Annotated in this window: 18 protein-coding genes and 1 pseudogene; 8 read left to right on the top strand and 11 right to left on the bottom strand. The window is 72.7% G+C overall.

The window, feature by feature from the left end; genetic code table 11:
- Nucleotides 1–4 precede the first annotated feature (4 nt).
- Entirely contained in the window at nucleotides 5–943 is a 939-nt protein-coding gene (locus tag ABZS69_RS36145; protein ID WP_355379936.1) for an aldo/keto reductase, read from the bottom strand.
- A gap of 92 nt (nucleotides 944–1,035) precedes the next feature.
- Here ABZS69_RS36145 and ABZS69_RS36140 point away from each other — a divergent pair, with 92 nt between their 5' ends.
- Nucleotides 1,036–1,656, top strand: coding sequence for a helix-turn-helix domain-containing protein (locus tag ABZS69_RS36140; RefSeq protein WP_355379934.1), 621 nt, complete (start codon nucleotides 1,036–1,038; stop codon nucleotides 1,654–1,656).
- Nucleotides 1,657–1,836: 180 nt separating this feature from the next.
- Here ABZS69_RS36140 and ABZS69_RS36135 read toward each other — a convergent pair.
- Nucleotides 1,837–2,088, bottom strand: a pseudogene (locus ABZS69_RS36135) (alpha/beta hydrolase fold domain-containing protein); the annotation flags it as partial.
- Between the two features lie 414 nt (nucleotides 2,089–2,502).
- Here ABZS69_RS36135 and ABZS69_RS36130 point away from each other — a divergent pair.
- From ABZS69_RS36130 to ABZS69_RS36100, 7 genes are all read left to right on the top strand, one after another.
- Nucleotides 2,503–4,011, top strand: coding sequence for a hypothetical protein (locus tag ABZS69_RS36130; RefSeq protein ID WP_355379932.1), 1,509 nt, complete (start codon nucleotides 2,503–2,505; stop codon nucleotides 4,009–4,011).
- A 55-nt stretch (nucleotides 4,012–4,066) separates the two neighbouring features.
- A complete protein-coding gene (locus ABZS69_RS36125) occupies nucleotides 4,067–4,474 on the top strand; it encodes a roadblock/LC7 domain-containing protein (RefSeq protein WP_355379930.1) in 408 nt (135 codons plus the stop codon).
- The gene (locus tag ABZS69_RS36120; protein WP_355379928.1) at nucleotides 4,471–4,821 is read left to right on the top strand and encodes a DUF742 domain-containing protein; all 351 of its coding nucleotides are present in this window, start codon (nucleotides 4,471–4,473) and stop codon (nucleotides 4,819–4,821) included. Before ABZS69_RS36125 ends, ABZS69_RS36120 begins: the two co-directional genes overlap by 4 nt.
- Nucleotides 4,802–5,380, top strand: coding sequence for an ATP/GTP-binding protein (locus tag ABZS69_RS36115; protein WP_355379926.1), 579 nt, complete (start codon nucleotides 4,802–4,804; stop codon nucleotides 5,378–5,380). Before ABZS69_RS36120 ends, ABZS69_RS36115 begins: the two co-directional genes overlap by 20 nt.
- Nucleotides 5,377–6,702, top strand: coding sequence for a cytochrome P450 (locus ABZS69_RS36110; protein WP_355379924.1), 1,326 nt, complete (start codon nucleotides 5,377–5,379; stop codon nucleotides 6,700–6,702). The genes ABZS69_RS36115 and ABZS69_RS36110 overlap by 4 nt, the downstream gene beginning before the upstream one ends.
- Nucleotides 6,606–7,826 carry a cytochrome P450 gene (locus ABZS69_RS36105; RefSeq protein WP_355379922.1) on the top strand — a complete coding sequence of 407 codons (1,221 nt, stop codon included), beginning with the start codon at nucleotides 6,606–6,608 and terminating at the stop codon, nucleotides 7,824–7,826. Before ABZS69_RS36110 ends, ABZS69_RS36105 begins: the two co-directional genes overlap by 97 nt.
- A 123-nt stretch (nucleotides 7,827–7,949) precedes the next feature.
- Nucleotides 7,950–8,561 (top strand): MarR family transcriptional regulator, encoded by a 612-nt coding sequence (locus ABZS69_RS36100; protein WP_355379920.1) that lies wholly within the window; start codon nucleotides 7,950–7,952, stop codon nucleotides 8,559–8,561.
- A gap of 55 nt (nucleotides 8,562–8,616) precedes the next feature.
- Here ABZS69_RS36100 and ABZS69_RS36095 read toward each other — a convergent pair whose 3' ends face one another.
- The 9 genes from ABZS69_RS36095 to ABZS69_RS36055 all read right to left on the bottom strand — a co-directional run bounded on the left by ABZS69_RS36095 (nucleotide 8,617) and on the right by ABZS69_RS36055 (nucleotide 17,806).
- Nucleotides 8,617–9,354, bottom strand: a complete 738-nt coding sequence (locus ABZS69_RS36095) for a gamma-glutamyl-gamma-aminobutyrate hydrolase family protein (RefSeq protein WP_355379918.1) — start codon at nucleotides 9,352–9,354, stop codon at nucleotides 8,617–8,619.
- Complete coding sequence (locus ABZS69_RS36090; protein WP_355379916.1) at nucleotides 9,351–10,826, bottom strand: aldehyde dehydrogenase; 1,476 nt, start codon at nucleotides 10,824–10,826, stop codon at nucleotides 9,351–9,353. Before ABZS69_RS36090 ends, ABZS69_RS36095 begins: the two co-directional genes overlap by 4 nt.
- Nucleotides 10,823–12,268: an APC family permease gene (locus ABZS69_RS36085; protein ID WP_355379913.1), complete on the bottom strand. Its 1,446-nt coding sequence runs from the start codon at nucleotides 12,266–12,268 to the stop codon at nucleotides 10,823–10,825. Before ABZS69_RS36085 ends, ABZS69_RS36090 begins: the two co-directional genes overlap by 4 nt.
- A 116-nt stretch (nucleotides 12,269–12,384) precedes the next feature.
- The gene (locus tag ABZS69_RS36080; RefSeq protein ID WP_355379911.1) at nucleotides 12,385–13,230 is read right to left on the bottom strand and encodes a fumarylacetoacetate hydrolase family protein; all 846 of its coding nucleotides are present in this window, start codon (nucleotides 13,228–13,230) and stop codon (nucleotides 12,385–12,387) included.
- Complete coding sequence (locus ABZS69_RS36075) at nucleotides 13,223–14,134, bottom strand: 3,4-dihydroxyphenylacetate 2,3-dioxygenase (RefSeq protein ID WP_355379909.1); 912 nt, start codon at nucleotides 14,132–14,134, stop codon at nucleotides 13,223–13,225. The genes ABZS69_RS36080 and ABZS69_RS36075 overlap by 8 nt, the downstream gene beginning before the upstream one ends.
- Nucleotides 14,127–15,614 carry an aldehyde dehydrogenase gene (locus ABZS69_RS36070; RefSeq protein WP_355379907.1) on the bottom strand — a complete coding sequence of 496 codons (1,488 nt, stop codon included), beginning with the start codon at nucleotides 15,612–15,614 and terminating at the stop codon, nucleotides 14,127–14,129. Before ABZS69_RS36070 ends, ABZS69_RS36075 begins: the two co-directional genes overlap by 8 nt.
- On the bottom strand, nucleotides 15,611–16,399 hold the full coding sequence (locus tag ABZS69_RS36065; protein WP_355379905.1) for an acetoacetate decarboxylase family protein: 789 nt from the start codon (nucleotides 16,397–16,399) through the stop codon (nucleotides 15,611–15,613). Before ABZS69_RS36065 ends, ABZS69_RS36070 begins: the two co-directional genes overlap by 4 nt.
- An 8-nt stretch (nucleotides 16,400–16,407) precedes the next feature.
- Complete coding sequence (locus tag ABZS69_RS36060) at nucleotides 16,408–17,616, bottom strand: FAD-dependent oxidoreductase (RefSeq protein ID WP_355379903.1); 1,209 nt, start codon at nucleotides 17,614–17,616, stop codon at nucleotides 16,408–16,410.
- 1 nt (nucleotide 17,617) lies between these two features.
- Nucleotides 17,618–17,806, bottom strand: a complete 189-nt coding sequence (locus ABZS69_RS36055; RefSeq protein WP_355379901.1) for a ferredoxin — start codon at nucleotides 17,804–17,806, stop codon at nucleotides 17,618–17,620.
- Nucleotides 17,807–17,851 lie beyond the last annotated feature (45 nt).

The following is a 17,851-nucleotide window of genomic DNA, read 5'->3' as shown; positions in this document are numbered from 1 at the left end:
GGAATCAGCCGAGCGGGAGCTCGGCCGAGCGGGAAGGGATGGCGTCGAGCGTGTCGAGCATGGCGCGGTCGAAGGCGATCGCACCGGCGGCGATGTTCTCCTCGAGGTGCTTGATGCTGGCGGTGCCGGGGATGAGCAGGACGTGCGGGGCGTGGTGCAGCAGCCAGGCGAGGCCGATCTGCGCGGGCGTGCGGCCGAGGGAGGCCGCCGCGTCGAGGACGGCCGCCTCGTCGGCCACCTTCGGCATCTGGGGAAAGGCGCCGCCGAGGGGGAAGAACGGCACCCAGGGGATGCCCTCGGCCTGGCACAGCTGGAGCAGGGCTTCGTCGTCGCGGGTGACGAGGCTGTAGGCGTTCTGCACGCAGACGATGCCGGCGGGGATCGCCCGGCGCAGCCCGTCGAGGGTGACGCTGCCCAGCCCGATCGCGCCGATCTTGCCCTCGTCGCGCATCGCCGTCATCACCGCGAGCTGGTCGTCGATGTCGACCACCTGGTCGCCTTCGGCCGGTATCCCGGGGCCGGAGTCCGGGCGGCGCAGGTTCACGACCGGGATCTGCTCCAGACCGAGGGTGACGAGGTTGTCCTCGACCTCGGCGCGGAGTTCTTCGGGCCGCTGCGCGAGCCGCAGCGGGGTCGGGCCGCCGGGGTTGCTGGTGCCACCGATCTTGCTGACGACCATGACGTCGTCATGCTGCCGGATCGCCTCGCGCAGGAGGTCGTTGGCGTAGCCGTCGCCGTAGAACTGGGCGGTGTCGATGTGGTCGACGCCGAGCTCGATCGCCCGGTGCAGGACCGCGAGAGCCGCGGCGCGGTCCTCGTGCAGGCGGGCGAGCTGCATGGCGCCGAATCCGACGCGCGACACGGTACGCCCGGCGAACCGGGCGGCGCCGCCGGGCCGCGAAGCGTCGACCGGCTCGCCGGAAAGGGTGGTGCTGGAGGTCATGAGGATCCCCGTCCACATAGAATGTCGGAGATATCGGAGGGTCCTCCGCTATCTGCGACCGACTATAGAGCAATACCGGAGGGGCCTCCACTTTGACCGCGTCCGAACCGGCGTCCGCCGGCGCCTCCGCAGAACGGCCGACCACGACCCAGCGCCCGCTGCGTGCCCACGCCCAGCGCAACCGGGACAAGCTCATCGCCGTCGCCCGGTCCGCCTTCGCGACGGCCGACGAGACCGTCTCGCTCGAAAGCATCGCCCGTGAGGCGGGCGTCGGGATCGGCACCCTTTATCGCCATTTCCCCACCCGCGAGGCGCTCGTGGAGGCGGTCTACGCCGCCGAGATCGACGCCATCGCCACGAGCGCCCCGGCCCTGCTCGAACGGTTCCCGCCCGAGATGGCGCTGCGCGCCTGGATGGACCGCTACGCGACGTTCTTCGCGATGAAACGCGGCATGGCCGACGCGCTGCGCGCCGGTCAGGCCTCCGGCCGCATCCCGACCTCCACCACCAGGGAACGCATCACCGCCTCGGTCATGACGATCCTGGCCGAGGGAGCCGACACGGGCTCACTGCGCGCGGACGTCGATCCCGACGACGTCACCACGATGCTCGTCGGGATCTTCCTGGCCACCGCGGCCCTCGACACCCCCGAGCAGACCGGCCGGCTCCTCGACCTGCTCATCGACGCCCTGCGCCCCCAGGAAAGCCGGTAGCGGCGGGCGAGCTGCCTCACCCGCGTCAGCGATCAGTCGGTCGTGGGCGGCGGCCGCCTCGGGAGAGGTCAGGTCCATGTTCTGGATGAAACCGTGCACCAGGCCGGGCTCCTGCCGGTGAACCACCCGCACACCGGCCGCCGCCAGCCGGCGGGCGTAGGCGTCGCCCTCGTCCCGCAGCCGCATACAGGCCATGGTGGCCAGGTAGCCGCCCGCGCTGTCTCCGGCCACCGCCGCCGGGCGCGCCCAGCGCAGCACCGCGGCCACGTCCTCGACCGCCGCGGGGTACGGATGCTCGGGCGCGTAGCGGCGCAGCGGCAGCCCGTCCGGCCCCCGCAGGTCCTCCACGCGGGCCAGTGCGGGCCCTTGGGGACGGTCGGCGGCTCGCCGTCGTGACCCGTCACGCAGTTCGGACACGTCGGGGACGGTCATGGGGTCTCTCGTTTCGCGGGCGGCCGGTCGTCGATCCACCCTGATGCGACGGGCCCACCGGGACACCCCGACAAAGCGGACAAGATTCAACAGCTCATCGCAGCGAAGACCTTACGCACGGTTGACTATCGTGACTAAACGGGAATACTGGGTTTCCCGTTTGGCCGTCGTTCCACTCAGACCGAGGACGCCCATGTCGCTTGGCCTCGCCATGCCTCAGGCAGAGCCGCACCAGGCACGCAGCCGTGCCGACGTCGCGGAAGGGCGCGCGCCACGCCGACGCGGTCCACGCCGGCCGCCGCGCGAGACCGACCCGCGTCGCTAGCGGGCTCTTCGGCGGTCGACATCTCCCCCGCCGGCTCTTCCTCGACCCCAGGACCAGTCATGCCGCCAGACTCCTTCAGCGTCCCGATAGTGATCGTTGCCGTAGTTCTCGCCCTCGCCCTCGTGGGCGTCCTCGTCCTCCACACGCGCGTACGCCGCAACCTCGCCCAGGCCCACGGGCAGCTCGCTCAGGCCCGTCAGGCGCAGGAGCACGTCACGCGCGAGACCAGCGCCAGGAACCAGCGCCTGGTCCAGGCGGAGCGCCAGGCCCAGGAGAGCACGGAGCTGCTGCGCGAAGCCCGTGCCCAGCACGACCTCGTACGCGCCGAGACCGAGCACCTGATCTCGAAGCGGATTCCCGCCCTGCTGTCCCATCTGCGCGCCCCGCACGTGATCGTGCCCGGCGTGCAGAACCCGGCGCTGGCCGGCACGGACGTCGACAGGCAGCACCGCGCCCTCCTCGACGCGCTCACCCGAGGCGTCCGCGAGGAGGGCGAGCGCATCGACGAGGCGGCCCAGTCCGTCGTCAGGGGCGCGATGTCCCGCGTGCAGACCCAGGCGCTGCGTGCCCAGGACCTGCTCGCCGGCGTGCAACAGCGCTACAGCGGCGACGAGCACACGGCGCTCCTGCGCGAGGTGCTGGGGCTCGACATGTTCAACGAACTCATCATCCGTCGCGTGCAGGTCTCCGGCATCGCCTGCGGCGCCACGACCGGCCTGTCGCGTGACGACACCTATCTGGTGGACCTGGTGGTGGGCGCCATCTCCCGGGTCGAGAACTTCGAGCTGCGCATCGAGGGCCCGGCCAACCACCTGCGCCGCCGGATCGGGGTCGCCGCCCGCGCCGCGGAGTCGATCCTGTTCATCACCGCCGAGCTGCTGGCCAACGCGGTCCACCACTCCCACGGCACGCTCAAGGTGACCATCGCCGTGCACGAGACCAACAACGGCGCCGCCATCGTCATCGACGACGCCGGCGTCGGACTCAACGAGGACCAGTACGCCCGCGCCTCGCGCCTGCTGGGCGGCACCCAGCCGGTCCGCCTGGTCGACCTCGGCAACCCGCCGCGCACCGGCTGGGCCGCGATCGGCCGCCAGGTCTCGCACTACGGCATGCAGGTCACGGTCAAGAAGAGCGCCTTCGGCGGCGTGCAGGCCGTGCTGAGCATCCCCACCGCCCTGCTGGTGGAGATGCCGGAGGACAGCCGGCCGTCGGTGCTGGCGCCCGAGCCGGTCCGCGCCGCCGTCCCGTCCGCGGGCACGGCCCTCCGGCCGGAGCCCGTGTCCGCCGCGCCGGTCCAGCCCATGGCGGCGGCTCACCGTCAGGAGCCCGTACGGGCCGAGCCCCCGACGGCGCCCCAGCAGCGGTCCGGGGAGGATCTGGCGCCGCTGCCGCAACGCCGCCGCCAGGCGCCGCCGACGCCGCGTGCCGCGTCCGGTGCCCGGCCCGCCGGAGGCGGCTCTCAGGGTCCTGACAGCAGGTTGCTCACCACCCCGGAGGAGGCCCAGAAGCGGTGGGGAGACTTCCAGGTCGGAGCCGAAGCGGGCCGCCGCGAAGCGCTCCCGGCCGAGCAGCACGACATCACCGAAGGGAATTGACCGATCCATGGACACTCACAGCGCTTCAGGCCGTGTTCAAAACAAGGGTCGCCCGTTGTCCCTCGACGTGTCCTGGGTCCTGTCGCCCCTCCTGGCCCTGCCCGGGGTCGCCCGTGGCGTGGTGCTGAGCCGTGACGGGCTCATTCTCGGCGGCTCGGCCGATGTGACGACCGAGAGCGGTGAGCGTGCCGCCGCCATGACGAGCTCCGTGCTGGGGGCCGCCCGCGCCCTGTGCGACGGCCTCAGCAACGGCACCGACGGCGAGGTCGTGGACATCGTCATCTCTGCGGGCAGCGGCTACTACTACGTCGCACCGGCCGGCGACCGCGCCGCCATCGTCGTCGCCGCCACCGGGGCGGTCAACATCGGCGCGCTGGCGTACGAGGTGCAGCTGCAGGTGCAGAAGCTGATCAAGGCTCTCGACGAGGCCAGCGCGGCCAGGGTGCCGGGCGTCCGGACATGACCTCCGGACGGCAACGGCGGCGGGTCGTCCCGGACTACATGGCCGCCGCGAGGTTGACCGTGCCCGAGCACATCAGCGTCGAGCGCACGACCCTGGTCTACATCGCGCCCGACGCCGCCGCCGACGGGCTCGACCCTCCGGGGTCGCATCTGCTGGCCCTGCTGCAGGACGGGCCGTTATCGGTGTACGAGTGCGCCGCGCACCTGGGCCTGCCGTACTGCGTGGTGCGGTTGCTGGTCGCCGGGCTGGTCGGCGGCGGAACGCTGCTGACCCGCGATCCGCCGGCCGCCGACCTGCCCGACATCGAGATCTTGGAGTTGGTGCTCAGTGGCCTCCGCGCTCTCTGACAGCCGTATCAGTACCGAGCACATCCCGGTCAAGCTGGTCATCGCAGGGCCCTTCGGCGTGGGCAAGACGACCATCGTGGGTGCGCTCTCGGAGATCAAGCCCCTCAACACCGAAGAGGTGCTCACCCAGGCGGGCACGCTGGTCGACGACCTCACCGGCGTGAACGAGAAGACGACCACGACCACCGCGATCGACTTCGGCCGCCTCACCCTGCCGGGGGTCGTGCTGTACCTGTTCGGGGCGCCCGGACAGACCCGGTTCCAGGTCCTGTGGAACGAGCTGGTGCGCGGCGCGCTCGGGGTTCTGGTGCTGGCCGACACCCGCCGCATCGACGAGAGTTTCGCCGTCCTCGACCTGGTGGAGAAGGCCGGCATCCGCTACGCGGTGGCCGTCAACCACTTCCCCGACTCGCCGGACTACCCGCTGGAGTCCGTGCGCGAAGCGCTCGACCTGGACCCGCGCACGCCGCTGGTGGTGTGCGACGCCCGCGACCCCGCCTCCGCCCGCGCCTCGCTGATCGCGCTGGTGGAGCACATCAGAGAGCTGGTGCTGTCATGACCATGCGCTACATGCCCGACGCCGGGCGCCTGTACGGGCCCGAGTACGCCAGGGACCCGCAGGCGATCTACGCGGAGCTGCGCCGGCGGCACGGCGCGGTCGCGCCCGCGGAGATCGCCCCCGGCATCGAGGCCCACCTGGTGATCGGCTACCAGGCCGCCCTGGACGTGCTCACCAACGCCGGCGGCGTCTGGCTCAAGAACCCCAGCGCCTGGCAGACCCGCCTCCCCGACACCCCGGAGGCCGCGGGGGCGATCGCGATGCTCGGCCACCGGCCGAACGCGCTGTTCTCCGACGGTGCCGATCACGCCCGCTACCGGAAGGCGATCTCCGACTGCTTCCAGCTGGTCCAGCCGCACAAGCTGCGCCAGCTGGTGACCGAGGTGTCGGACTCGCTCATCGGCCGGTTCGCCGGGAAGGGCGAGGCCGACCTGGTGGCCGAGTTCGCCCAGCTCATCCCGGCGCGCGTCTTCAACCTGCTCTTCGGGCGGCCCGACTCCGACAGCGCCGGCCTGATCAGGGCCCTGGCGGACCTGATGGAGGCCGACGGCGAGACGGCCGCGCGGGGCAGCGACGCGTTCGGCCGCTACATCGGCGAGCTGATCCAGGCCAAGTACGCCCAGCGGGGCGACGACCTGACCTCCTGGTTCATCGACCATCCGGCCGCGCTGAACCCCGACGAGCTGGCGCAGAACATCGTGCTGGTGATGGCCGCCAGCTACGAGCCCACGGCCAACCTGATCTCCAACACGATCTCCCGGATGGTCAGCGACGACCGCTACTACAGCTCGCTGACCAACGGCGCGCTCAGCACGTACGACGCCCTCATGGAGGCCCTGCGCGCCGAGCCCGCCATGTCGAACTACGGCCCGTACTTCGTGCGCCAGCCCGTGCACTTCCACGGCACCTGGATCCAGCCGGCCGAGCTGGTCCTCGTCTCCTACGCCGCGGCCAACACCGAGCCCGCCAACGTTCCCGAGGAGCTGCGCTCCGACGGCGGCGCGTACCTGGGCTTCGGCGCCGGGCCGCACCGCTGCCCGGCCAGCGACCCGGCCGTGGTCATCGCCATGACCGCGATCGAACGCCTGACCTCTCACCTGTGCGACCTCGAACTGACCGTGCCCCGTGACGAGCTGTCGTGGCGGCCCGGCCCGTTCCACCGTGCGCTGGCGCACCTGCCGGTGCGATTCACCCCCGTTCGCCCCGATCAGCCAGGAGAATCCCCGTGGGCAATGCAGCCCCCGTCGTCCTCGATCCCTTCGGCTCCGACCTCCCCGGCGAGGTCCGCCGGCTACGTGACCTCGGCCCCCTGGTCCTCGTAGAGCTCGCGGGAGGCATCCCGGCCTGGGCCGTCACCCGGCACGACCTGCTCAAGCAGCTGATCCTCGATCCGCGGGTGAGCAAGGACAAGCAGCACTGGCGGCTGCTCCCCCAGGCGCTCACCGAGCCTGGCTGGACCTGGATCCTGACCTGGATCGGCGTGTCCAACATGCTCAGCGCGTACGGCGACGAACACCGGCGGCTGCGCAAGCTCATCGCCCCCAGCTTCACCGCGCGCCGTACCAAGGCCATGCAGCCGATCGTCGGGGGGATCGTCGCGGAGCTGCTGGACGCCATGGCCGCGCAGCCGCCCGGCCGGCCCGTCGACCTCCGCAGCGCCTATGCCCACCCGCTGCCGATGCGGGTGATCTGCGAGCTGTTCGGCGTCCCTGGGCACATGCGGGTGGAGATGGCCCAGATGATGGAGGCCATCATGGACACCACCGCCACCCCTGAGCAGGCGGCGGCCACGGCGGCCCAGATCGGCACCGTGCTGCCCGCCCTGGTCACCTACAAGCGCGAGCACCCGGGCGACGACCTGACCACCGAGCTGATCAACGTCCGCGACAGCGGCGACTCGCTCAGCGACGACGAGCTGCGCGACACCCTGCTGCTGCTCATCGCGGCCGGGCACGAGACCACCGTCAACCTGATCGGCAACGCGGCGCACGCCCTGCTCACCCATCCCGACCACCTCGAGGGGGTGCGGTCGGGCGAGATCTCCTGGGACGCGGTGATCGAGGAGACGCTGCGCTGGGCCCCGTCGATCGCCAACCTGCCGCTGCGCTTCGCCATCGAGCCGATCGAGATCGGCGGGGTACGGATCGAGGCGGGCGACGCGATCATCACCAGCTACCTGGCCGCCGGGCACGACCCCGACCAGCACGGCCCGGACGCCGACCGGTTCGACCCGACCAAGGAACGCGACGAGCACCTGGCCTTCGGCATCGGCGTGCACCGCTGCATCGGGGCGCCGCTCGCCCGCCAGGAGGCGCTCACCGCCCTGCCCGCGCTGTTCGCCCGCTTCCCTGACCTCCGGCTGGCGGCGGACGAGAGCGAACTGCCGCACGTGCCGTCCTTCATCGCGCACGGCTGGGGCAACCTCCCGCTCCTGCTGAACCGCTGACCCTTCACCGGCGACGCCCGCCCGGAGGCCGGTTCACCGGCCGGGCGCCGCACGCGGCGGTTCCCGCGGGCGACATACAATTTGGACCCGAATGAACTTCGGTCCAAAGGGAGGGGAGGCCGGGTGCCCGGGCAACGGTCCATCACCGAGGCGGAGAAGCTGGTCGAGGCGAAGCTCGGCGGCGCGTCGGTCAACCACGTGAGCATGGCGGTCGTGGCGAACATCTACCGCGCCGCCGCGGCGGTCCGCCAGCACCTGGAGAACGCGGTCCTGCGCAGCAGCGACCTGTCCTGGACCGCGTTCGTGGTGCTGTGGGTGATGTGGATCTGGGGTGAGTCGGAGAGCCGACACGTGGCCGAGGAGGCCGGCATCTCCAAGGGCACGCTGACCGGGGTCATCCGCACGCTGGAGTCGCGTGGGCTGGTCAAACGCGCCGAGCATCCCACCGACGGCAGGCTGCTGCTGCTCAGCCTCACCGAGGAGGGCGAGGAGCTCATGCGGCGGGTCTTCCCCGCCTTCAACGCCGAGGAGAGCTTCGTCACCACCCGGCTCGACGACGACGCCTGCCGCGCGCTGGCGAACGGGTTGCGGCAGGTCGTGCTGCAGGTGGAGGAGCACGGTGAGGACCGCAGGCTGGAGCTGCTGGACGGCGCCGAGCCCGCCCCGCGCCGCAGCGGCCGGCGCCGCCAGCCCGCCCAAGACCGCCGGCCCACCCAAGACCGCCGGCCTGGATAAGACCGTCAGTCCTCGGGGAGCTCGCCGGACCGCGTTGCCCGCCGTACGGGACTCCTCACGAGCGGACGGTCGATGAAGGCCGGGCGCCGGCGGCACGCACGAACGCGTCGAAGACCGCCTGCTGCGCGAGGTCCTCGTGGGCGGTGTCCTCGGGATGCCATTGCACGGCGGCCAGCCACGGCGACAGGGCGGGGGCTTCGAGCGCCTCGATCGTCCCGTCGGCGGCCTCGGCGGTGACGGTCAGGCCGGTGCCGAGCCGGGCCACGCGCTGATGGTGGTAGCAGGAGGCGCTCACCTTCTGCGCCCCGGTGACCCGCTCCACGAGCGAGCCCGGCAGCAGGGCGACCGGGTGCACGACGTGCCGGTGCTCACGGTCCGGGCCGCCCATGTCCTGTTCCAGGGTGCCGCCGAGCGCGGTGTTGAGCACCTGGAGGCCGCGGCAGACGGCCAGCAGCGGCAGCCCGGCGGCCAGGGCCTGGCGGGCCGTCTCCAGGTCGAAGCCGTCCTGCTCGTCGTCCACGTCGTAGACGCTCGCATGCGCGGCGCCGTCCCCGTACCGGTGCGGGGCGAGGTCGCCGCCGCCCGGGAGCAGCACGCCGTCGAAGCGGGCCAGCCGATCGGCCACCTCGTCCGGGTCTGCGACGCCGCCGGGGGCGTGCGGGTGGAGCGCGACCGGTTCGCCGCCGGCCCGCCAGACAGCCTCGATCAGGGCGCGGGCGCTGACCTCCGCGGCGTGCCGCAGGGCGGAGGCGGAGGCGGCGAAGCGGGCGGGGATCGCGATCAGGGGTCTCACAGCCGGATCCACGTGGTCTTGAGCTCGGTGTACTTCTCCAGGGCGTGGGCGGACTTGTCCCGGCCGTTGCCGGACTGCTTCATGCCGCCGAAGGGCACCGTGAGGTCGCCCTCCTCGTAGCAGTTCACCCAGACCGTGCCCGCCCGCAGAGCGCGGGAGACCTTGTGGGCGGTGGACAGGTCGGCGGTCCACAGGCCGGCGGCCAGGCCGTACTCGGTGGCGTTGGCGAGCTCGACGGCCTCGTCCAGGTCGTCGAAGGTGAGCACGGACAGCACGGGCCCGAAGATCTCCTCGCGGGCCAGCCGCATGCCGGGGGCGACCTGGTCGAACACGGTGGGCTCCAGGTAGCTGCCGGCCAGCGCGGGTCGCGAACCGCCGGTCAGCAGCCGGGCCCCCTCCGCGAGGCCGGAGCCGACGTGGTCGAGCACCCGGGCGAGGTGGGCCTCGCCGGCCAGCGGGCCCATCTCCGTCACCGGGTCCAGGGGGTCGCCGACCCGCAGCTCGCGGGCGCGGGCGACGATCGCCTCGGTGACGCGCTCGGCGACGGAGACGTGGACGAGCAGGCGGGAGGGCGCGGTGCACATCTCGCCCTGGTTGAAGAAGATGCCCCAGGCGGCGGTGGCCGCGGCCCGGTCGAGGTCGGGGGCGTCGGGCAGGATGATGTTCGGGGACTTGCCGCCGAGCTCCAGCCAGACGCGCTTGAGGTTGGAGTCGGCGGAGTAGCGAAGGAAGTGCCGGCCGACGGCGGTGGAGCCGGTGAAGGCCAGGACGTCCACGCCGGGGTGCAGGCCGAGGGCCCGGCCGGCGGCGGGGCCGTCGCCGGTGACGACGTTGAGCACGCCGGGCGGCAGCCCCGCCTCGGTCGCCAGCCGCCCCAGCGCGAGCGCCGACAGCGGCGACCGTTCCGAGGGCTTGAGCACGACCGTGCAGCCGGCCGCCAGGGCGGGGGCCACCTTCCAGGAGGCGATGGTGAGCGGGAAGTTCCAGGGCACGACCGCGCCGACCACGCCCGCGGGCTCGCGGGTGACCAGCGCCAGCGCGTCGGGCGCGGTGTGCGGGGACTCGTCGGTCAGCTTGTCGGCGAGCTGGCCGTACCAGCGGAAGGTGGAGACGGCGGCGCGCAGCTCGATGTCGTAGGCGTCCTTGATGGGCTTGCCCATCTCCAGGCTGACGGTCAGCGCCAGGTCCGCGCGCCGCTCCTCGATCAGGTCGGCGAGCCGCAGCAGCGCGCGGCCGCGTTCGGCGGGCGCCAGGCGCGGCCAGGGGCCGTGGTCGAAGGCGCGGCGGGCGGCGGCGACGGCGCGGTCGACCTCGGCCTGCCCGGCGTCGGCGACCTCGGTCAGGACCCGGCCGTCCCGGGGCGAGACGACCGTGAACGTCGCGCCGGAGCCGGGCTCGTCGGCCCCGGCGAGGTGGTGGCCGGTGGGCAGGGCCACCCGCGCGGCGCGGGCGGCCCAGTCCTCGTCGATCACCGCACCACCTTTCCCGAACGCCTGGAGGCGAGCACGCCGAGGAGCATGACGACCGGCACGGCGACGGCCAGCCACACGGCCGTGGCGACCGAGCCGCCGATGAGGGTGGGGAAGTTGGCCAGGATGATCCAGATGGCGGCCGCGATGCCGAGCGCGCCGAGGATGGGGGCGATCAGCGTGTTCCACGGCCGGGAGTCCACCCGCTCGCGGCGGAAGAAGGCCACCACCGAGACGGAGGTGAGCAGGTACATGAGCATCATGGCCAGCACGGCCACACCGCTGAACCAGGAGAACAGCGTGATCACGGGGTCCAGCCCGCCGGCCGCGAACGGCAGGATCAGGACCACGGCGATCGTGGTCTGTGCCCAGCCCGCCACGGCCGGCGAGTGCCGCCGGTTGAGCGAGCCCAGCCTGCGCGGGAGCACCCCTTCCCTGCCGAGGGAGAACAGGTAGCGGTTGGCGGAGTTGTGGAAGGCGAGCACGCCCGCGAACAGGGAGGTGGCCAGCAGGATCGGCAGCACCTCGCCGGCCCAGCCGCCGAACAGCGCCACCACGGGCGTGAAGACGAACCCGGCCGAGTCGCCCGACTCCAGGGCCTTGCCGGCCTCCGCGACGACCTTGGAGGCGCCGTACGAACTCACCAGCATCCAGGAGGTGAGCACGAAGAAGACGCTGACCACGGCGACCGCCAGGTAGGTGGCCCTGGGGACGGTGCGCCTGGCGTCGCGGGCCTCCTCGCCGTAGATGGCGGTGGCCTCGAAGCCGAACAGCGAGGCCACGGCGAACATCAGCGCCACCCCCGGCGCGCCCGACAGGACCGCGCTCGGCCCGAACGTCTGGGCGACGCCGAGCCCTTCGGGACCGCCGCCCTTGACGAGGGTGACCAGGCCGAAGGCGAGCAGGATGCTGAACTCGGCGAGCACGAAGACCGCCAGCACCTTGGCGCCGATCTCGATGCCGGCCTGCCCGAGCACCTGTACGACGGCGATCGTCACCAGGGACCAGACCCACCAGGGCAGGTTCAGGCCGAGGCCGCCGGCCAGGCCGGAGACGATGGAGCCGTACAGGCCGTACATGGCCGCCTGGATGGCGCAGTAGGCGAACAGCGCGACGGCGGCGCTGCCGGTGCCCGCCGTCCGGCCGAGGCCCTTGCCGATGTAGACGTAGAAGGCGCCGGCGTCGACGACGTGCCTGCCCATGGCCACGAAGCCGACCGAGAAGAGCAGGATGATCAGCCCGGCCCCGAGATAGGCGGCGGGGGCGCCGGCGCCGTTGCCGATGGCCATCGCGATGGGGGCGGCACCGGCGATGCCGGTCAGCGGGGCCTGTGCGGAGAGTACGAAGAAGACGATGCCGAGCACGCCGAGGGCGTTCGGCTTGAGCCGGCCCGCCGCGGGCGGGTCCTGGGCCATGCCGGTGGCGGCCGTCGCTGATGTGTCCATGGATATCACCTGCCGGTGCCGAGAAGATGGGGGGATATCGTTTGTAGCCAAACGAATGTGCCTCATCATGAGGCGTGTGCCGTCCGTCTGGCAAGAGGGGGTCAGCCCCGCCACCTCTATCGGCGGGGTGGGCGGATGCCGCGGAACTCCCAGTCGCCGCCGAGGGCCGTGGACAGGACCTCCTCCGACTCGGTGGGCTGGGCGCCGACGTCGGCGCGGATCGCGACGGGGCCGGTGACGACGCGGTTCGAGAGCCGTCCCAGCCCTTCGACCTCGACCTCGACCAGGTCGCCCGGCCGGACGGGGCGCGAGTTGGCGGGCGTGCCGGACAGCAGCACGTCGCCGGGGTAGAGGGTGATGGTGCGGGCGATGTCGGCGACGAGATAGTGCATGTCCCACGTCATCTCGTCGGTGGAGCCGTCCTGGACGAGGGTGCCGTTGACAAAGGTACGCAGATACTTGCCGTGGAAGTCCCAGCCGGTGACCAGGCCGGGGCCGAGCGGGCAGAGGGTGTCGGAGCCCTTGACGCGCAGCATGGACCCGGCGTCGGTGTCGCGGAAGTCGTGCAGGCCGAAGTCGTTGGCGACGGTGTAGCCGGCGATGTGCTCCCCCGCCCGCTCCGGGGAGACGTTGCGGCAGGTCCGGCCGATGACGATGGCCACCTCACCCTCGTAGTTGAGCCACTTGCAGCCCTCGGGGCGCACGACGTCGCCGCGGTGGGCGTTGAGCGAGGAGGTGGGCTTGTGGAAGTACGTCGGCGTGGCCGACAGCTTGATCTGGAACTCCTCGACCCGGCTGCGATGGTTGAGGTGCACCGCGATGATCTTCGATGGGACGACCGGCGGGAGATGGGCGGCGTCGTCGATCTTGACGCGGCGGCCGTCACCGGCGACCAGTTCGTCCCCGTCGCGGACGGTCTCGACGACCGCGCCGCCCAGCAGGATGCGGCGGTACTCAGGCATGGGCGTGCTCCTGACGGGGTGCGGTCCAGCCGCCGGACGGGCGGTCGAACCAGAGGTGGGCCTGGCCGGTGCCGACGGAGTTCTCGTACTCGCCGTACTGGCGGGCGCGGGCGGTGCACGCCCGCTCTCCGAGGGCGCCGGCCATCATGAGGTAGTGGTAGAAGCGGGCCTCGGGCTTGTACTTCCAGAAGTCGGGCATGGTGTCGAGGACCCGGTCGTGGCGGCCCTGCCCGAACCAGGCGATGCGCTCCTGGTCGGCCGCCCGCGCCTCGGGCGTGAAGATGTGCCGCGGGTCGCTGGCCTCGTGGTCGCGCAGCTCCCGCAGGGGCCAGAAGGTGTGGGAGAGCGCGCCGGAGGCGATGAGCAGCACCTTGCGGCCGGGAGTGGCGGCGATGCCGTCGGCCAGGGCGCGGCCCAGCCGCAGGTGGTCCTCCATGTCGCCGGTCTGGCAGACGCCGATCGACACCCACCGCTTGCCGGGCAGCCCCTCGCCGAGGAACTTCCACAGGTTGACGGTGGCGTAGTAGATCGGCAGGTACTCGTCGTCGATCGGGGTGATCCAGGTGCCGTGCTCGCCGGCGAAGGCGGCCACGTTGTGCGCCAGCTCGGGGTCGCCGGGGAAGTCGTACGGCATCCGGCACATCCCGCGCGGCAGCTCTTCTGAGGTGAACAGCCCGGCGCGGCGCGGCTGCGCGGTGACCACGAACTCCACGGTCGTGGCCCAGTGGGAGTCGAGCACGACGACGGTGTCGTAGTCGAGGGTCTCGAAGACGTCCTCGCGCAGCTCGCGCAGGCCGGTGACGAGGGTGATCTCCTTGCCCTCGTTCAGCTCCAGCCGGTCCCGCTCGGGGAGCACGATGGTGGGGACGTGGGCGAGCAGGCCCGCCCCGACGATCTCACCCATGGTCCTGCCATCCCTTCGGGGCGGTCACGGTGTTCTTGAGGTCGCAGTAGAAGTCGAAGCTCCAGGTGCCGCCCTCGCGGCCGACGCCCGACTCGCGCGAGCCGCCGAACGGGGCGCGCAGGTCGCGGACGAAGAAGCAGTTCACCCAGACGGTCCCGGCGACGAGGCGGGCGCTGACGCGCTCGGCACGCCCGCGGTCGCCGGTGGCCACGGTGGCGGCCAGGCCGAAGCGGGTGTCGTTGGCCAGCCGGATCGCCTCGTCCTCGGTGTCGAAGGTCTGCAGGGTCAGCACCGGGCCGAAGACCTCCTCCTGGACGACCTCGCTGTCCTGGGCCACGTCGGTGAGCAGCGTCGGCCGGTAATAGCGGCCCTCCCCGCGCTCGCCGCCGATGACGGCGCGCGCCCCGGCGGCCAGCGCCCGCCGGACGAAGCCGTCGATCTTGTCGAGCTGGCGGGGATGGATGTTGGGGCCGAGGTCGGTGGCCTCGTCGCGCGGGTCGCCCTGGCGCAGCGCCCGCGCCCTGGCGGTGAAGCGGCGGGTGAACTCCTCGGCGATCGCGGACTCCACGAGCAGGCGGGTGGCGGCCAGGCAGACCTGGCCGGCGTTGTCGTACTGCTCGACGGCCAGGTCCACGGCCAGGTCGAGGTCGGCGTCGGCGAAGACCAGCAGCGGCGACTTGCCGCCCAGCTCGAAGCTGGCCGGGACGAGGTTGGCGGCCGCGGCCCGCGCGATGTGCCTGGCGGTGGGCACCGAGCCGGTGAAGCTGATGCGGCGCACGCCCGGGTGGGACACCAGCGCGGCCCCCGCTTCCGCGCCGTAGCCCTGGACGACGTTGAGGACCCCGGCGGGCAGCCCGGCCTCGGCCGCGATGTCGGCCAGCAGCGAGGCGGTCAGCGGCGACCACTCGGCGGGCTTGAGCACCACCGTGTTGCCGGCGGCGAGCGCGGGGGCGACCTTCCAGGTGGCCAGCATGAGCGGCGCGTTCCACGGCGTGATGAGGACGCATGGACCGGCCGGGTCCCAGGAGACGTGGTTGGTGTGGCCGCGGCCCGCGGCGGAGCCGCCGATATACGTCGTGAAGTCGTCGTGGCCGAGCCCGTCCAGCCAGTCGGCGAAGAAGCGGAAGTTGTGGGCGACGCGCGGCATCACGCCGCGCCGGTGGGAGCGCAGCAGCGCGCCGTTGTCGGTGGTCTCGACGATCGCCAGGTCTTCCAGGCGTTTCTCGACGCCCTCGGCGATGGCCCGCAGCAGCGCGGCGCGCCGCTCCCGTGAGGTGGCGGCCCAGCCGGGGAAGGCCTCCTGGGCGGCGGCGACGGCGGCGTCCGCCTCGGCCTGGCCGCCGCGGGCGATCTCGGCCAGCACACCGCCGTCGATTGGCGACTCGTCGGTGAAGGTCGTGGCCGAGGCGACGCGGGCGCCGCCGATCCAGTGCCGGGTGTCGACGGCGACCCCGGCGACGGTCGCTGTGTACGTGGTCATGGGCGTTCCTTCGGTTCGAGGAGGGTGCCGCCGTCCCAGACGACGCCGACCTGGCGGTAGTAGGCGCCGATGGGCTCGCGGATCTCCAGCCGGGCCAGCTCTTCGGTGGGGGCCTCGAACAGCTCCAGGTCGGCCTCGCCGCGCCAGGGCGTGCCGCCTTCGAAGGAGGCCGCGCCGGAGGCGATCAGCTCGTCGAGCGCGAACCCCGCGCCCTTCTCGATCGAGGGCAGGCGGCGGTGGTGCGCCATCGGGTGCCCGTTGACGAAGCCGTTGCTCTCGGCGGGCTTGCGCAGCGTCACCACGGCCTGGGCGAGCCTGCGGTCGGCGGCGGCGAGGGTCGCGCCGAAGCGGGCGCCGGCCTCGATGCGCGGGGCGGGCCCGTACGGGTGGGGGCGGGTCAGGTGGATGGAGCCGAGCTTCTTCGGATAGCCCTGGTGGATGCCGCGGGCGATGGCGAAGTCCTTGTCCACCCAGATGTGGACGCATCGGGAGTACGTGCGCCCCCGGTAGGAGCAGCGCACGACCGCGAACGCCTCCTTGTACTGGGCGCGTACCGGGTCGAGCAGCTCCTCCGCGGAGGCGGCGCAGGACTGCCAGTCGGCCCAGATGAGCGCGACCGCGCCCGGGTCCTCGGGGGCGAGCTCCAGCGGCTCGGGCAGCAACTCCCTGACCCGGGCCGGATCCGTGCGGTATTCGATGGTGAGCAGGTCGCCGGAGTAGTGCCACGGCGGCGCGGGGATCAGCGAGGAGCGGCCGGTGGCCGTCTGCGGATACCAGAAGGACATGCGTTTCCTCACGCGGTGAGAGCGGGCTGCTTGAGCAGGGCGGAGCGGTGGCGGGCGGCTGCGGCGGTGGCGGCGGGGCCGCCGAGCGCGACGACGCCGACCAGCCGATCGGCGCGGTGGTAGCCGACGACCAGGTCCCCGCCCGGCTCGCCCTCCAGGACCCGGGCGTCGTCGAGGCCGAGCGCCGGGGCGCCGAAGGACTGCAGGCGGAAGTCGTGCTGGTCGCTCCAGAAGGCAGGCAGGGGCGCGAACGGCTCGGGGTCCGGCTCGGCGCCGGTGAGGTGCGCGGCCAGGGTCTTCGCGGCGCGTTTGGCGGTGTCGGCGGGCATCGACCAGTGCTCGACCCGGCGGGGCACGCCGTCGTAGCGGGCGTTGGGGAAGCGGGCCACGTCGCCGACCGCCACGACGTGCGGCAGGCCGCCCGCGCGCAGCAGCTCGTCGGTGACCACGCCGTCGGCGAGGTCCAGGCCGTTGCCGTCCAGCCATTCGGTGTTGGGGACGGACCCGACCGCCTCGACCACCACGTCGGCGGCCAGCCGGCGACCGTCTCCCAGCCGCACGCCGGTCACCCGGTCCTCGCCGTCGAAGGCGGTCACGGCGGTGCCGAGGGCGAAGCGCACGCCGCGTTCCCCGTGACGGCGCAGCAGCTCGCGGGCCAGCAGCTCGCCGAGGGGGCGAAGCAACGGCAGCGGCTCCGGGTCGGCCACGGTCACCTCGGCGGCGCCGAGCGCGACCGCGGTGGCGGCGACCTCGCAGCCGATGAACCCGGCGCCGACCACGACGACGCGCGCGCCGGGGCGGGCCAGCGCCGCGCGCAGCATGCGGGCGTCGCCCATGGTGCGCACGGTGTGGCGGCCCCGGGCGGGGCCCGGGCAGCGCAGCCGCCGGGAACGCACGCCGGTGGCGATCACCAGGCCGTCGAAGGCGAGCTCGGTCCCGTCGGCCAGGCCGACCGCGCGGCGCCCCAGGTCCGCGGCGGCCACGGTGCCGCCGAGGATCCATTCGACGTCGGCGACGCTCGCCCGGGGGCGGAAGGCCAGCGACTCGAAGGGCTCCTTGCCGGCCAGCGCCTCCTTGGACAGGGGTGGCCGGTTGTACGGCATCACCGGCTCCTCGCCGATCACCGTGATCGCTCCGGTCCAGCCCGCCGCGCGCAGTCGCTCGGCCGCGCGCAGGCCGCCCATCGAGGCTCCGGCCACCACGACGCGGGACGGCACGTCAGTCCTCAAGGGTGATGGCCTGAAGCGGGCAGACGTCCGCGGCGTCCTCGACGTCGGCGCGCAGCGACTCGTCCGGGTCGGCGACGTACGCCAGGTGGCCGGTCCCGTCGAGCCGGAAGACGTCGGGGGCGGCGAACACGCATTGCCCGTGGTCCTGACATTTGTTCATGTCGACGACGACCTTCATGAGCCACACCTCCTAGTTCGTTTGGGTCCAAACAACATAAGGAGA

The sequence above is a fragment of the Nonomuraea sp. NPDC005650 genome (genome assembly GCF_040605375.1).
Taxonomy (GTDB): Bacteria; Actinomycetota; Actinomycetes; order Streptosporangiales; family Streptosporangiaceae; genus Nonomuraea.
The sequence above is the reverse complement of the archived record's forward strand: the minus strand, read 5'-3'. Positions and strand labels throughout refer to the sequence as shown.

Excerpts from the sequence above, each read along its gene's own strand:
- ABZS69_RS36070 (WP_355379907.1), bottom strand. The coding sequence starts at position 15,614 with ATGACCACGTACACAGCGACCGTCGCCGGGGTCGCCGTCGACACCCGG.
- ABZS69_RS36065 (WP_355379905.1), bottom strand. The coding sequence starts at position 16,399 with ATGTCCTTCTGGTATCCGCAGACGGCCACCGGCCGCTCCTCGCTGATC.
- ABZS69_RS36120 (WP_355379928.1), top strand. The coding sequence starts at position 4,471 with ATGACCTCCGGACGGCAACGGCGGCGGGTCGTCCCGGACTACATGGCC.
- ABZS69_RS36085 (WP_355379913.1), bottom strand. The coding sequence starts at position 12,268 with ATGGACACATCAGCGACGGCCGCCACCGGCATGGCCCAGGACCCGCCC.
- ABZS69_RS36080 (WP_355379911.1), bottom strand. The coding sequence starts at position 13,230 with ATGCCTGAGTACCGCCGCATCCTGCTGGGCGGCGCGGTCGTCGAGACC.
- ABZS69_RS36075 (WP_355379909.1), bottom strand. The coding sequence starts at position 14,134 with ATGGGTGAGATCGTCGGGGCGGGCCTGCTCGCCCACGTCCCCACCATC.
- ABZS69_RS36055 (WP_355379901.1), bottom strand. The coding sequence starts at position 17,806 with ATGAAGGTCGTCGTCGACATGAACAAATGTCAGGACCACGGGCAATGC.
- ABZS69_RS36110 (WP_355379924.1), top strand. The coding sequence starts at position 5,377 with ATGACCATGCGCTACATGCCCGACGCCGGGCGCCTGTACGGGCCCGAG.
- ABZS69_RS36145 (WP_355379936.1), bottom strand. The coding sequence starts at position 943 with ATGACCTCCAGCACCACCCTTTCCGGCGAGCCGGTCGACGCTTCGCGG.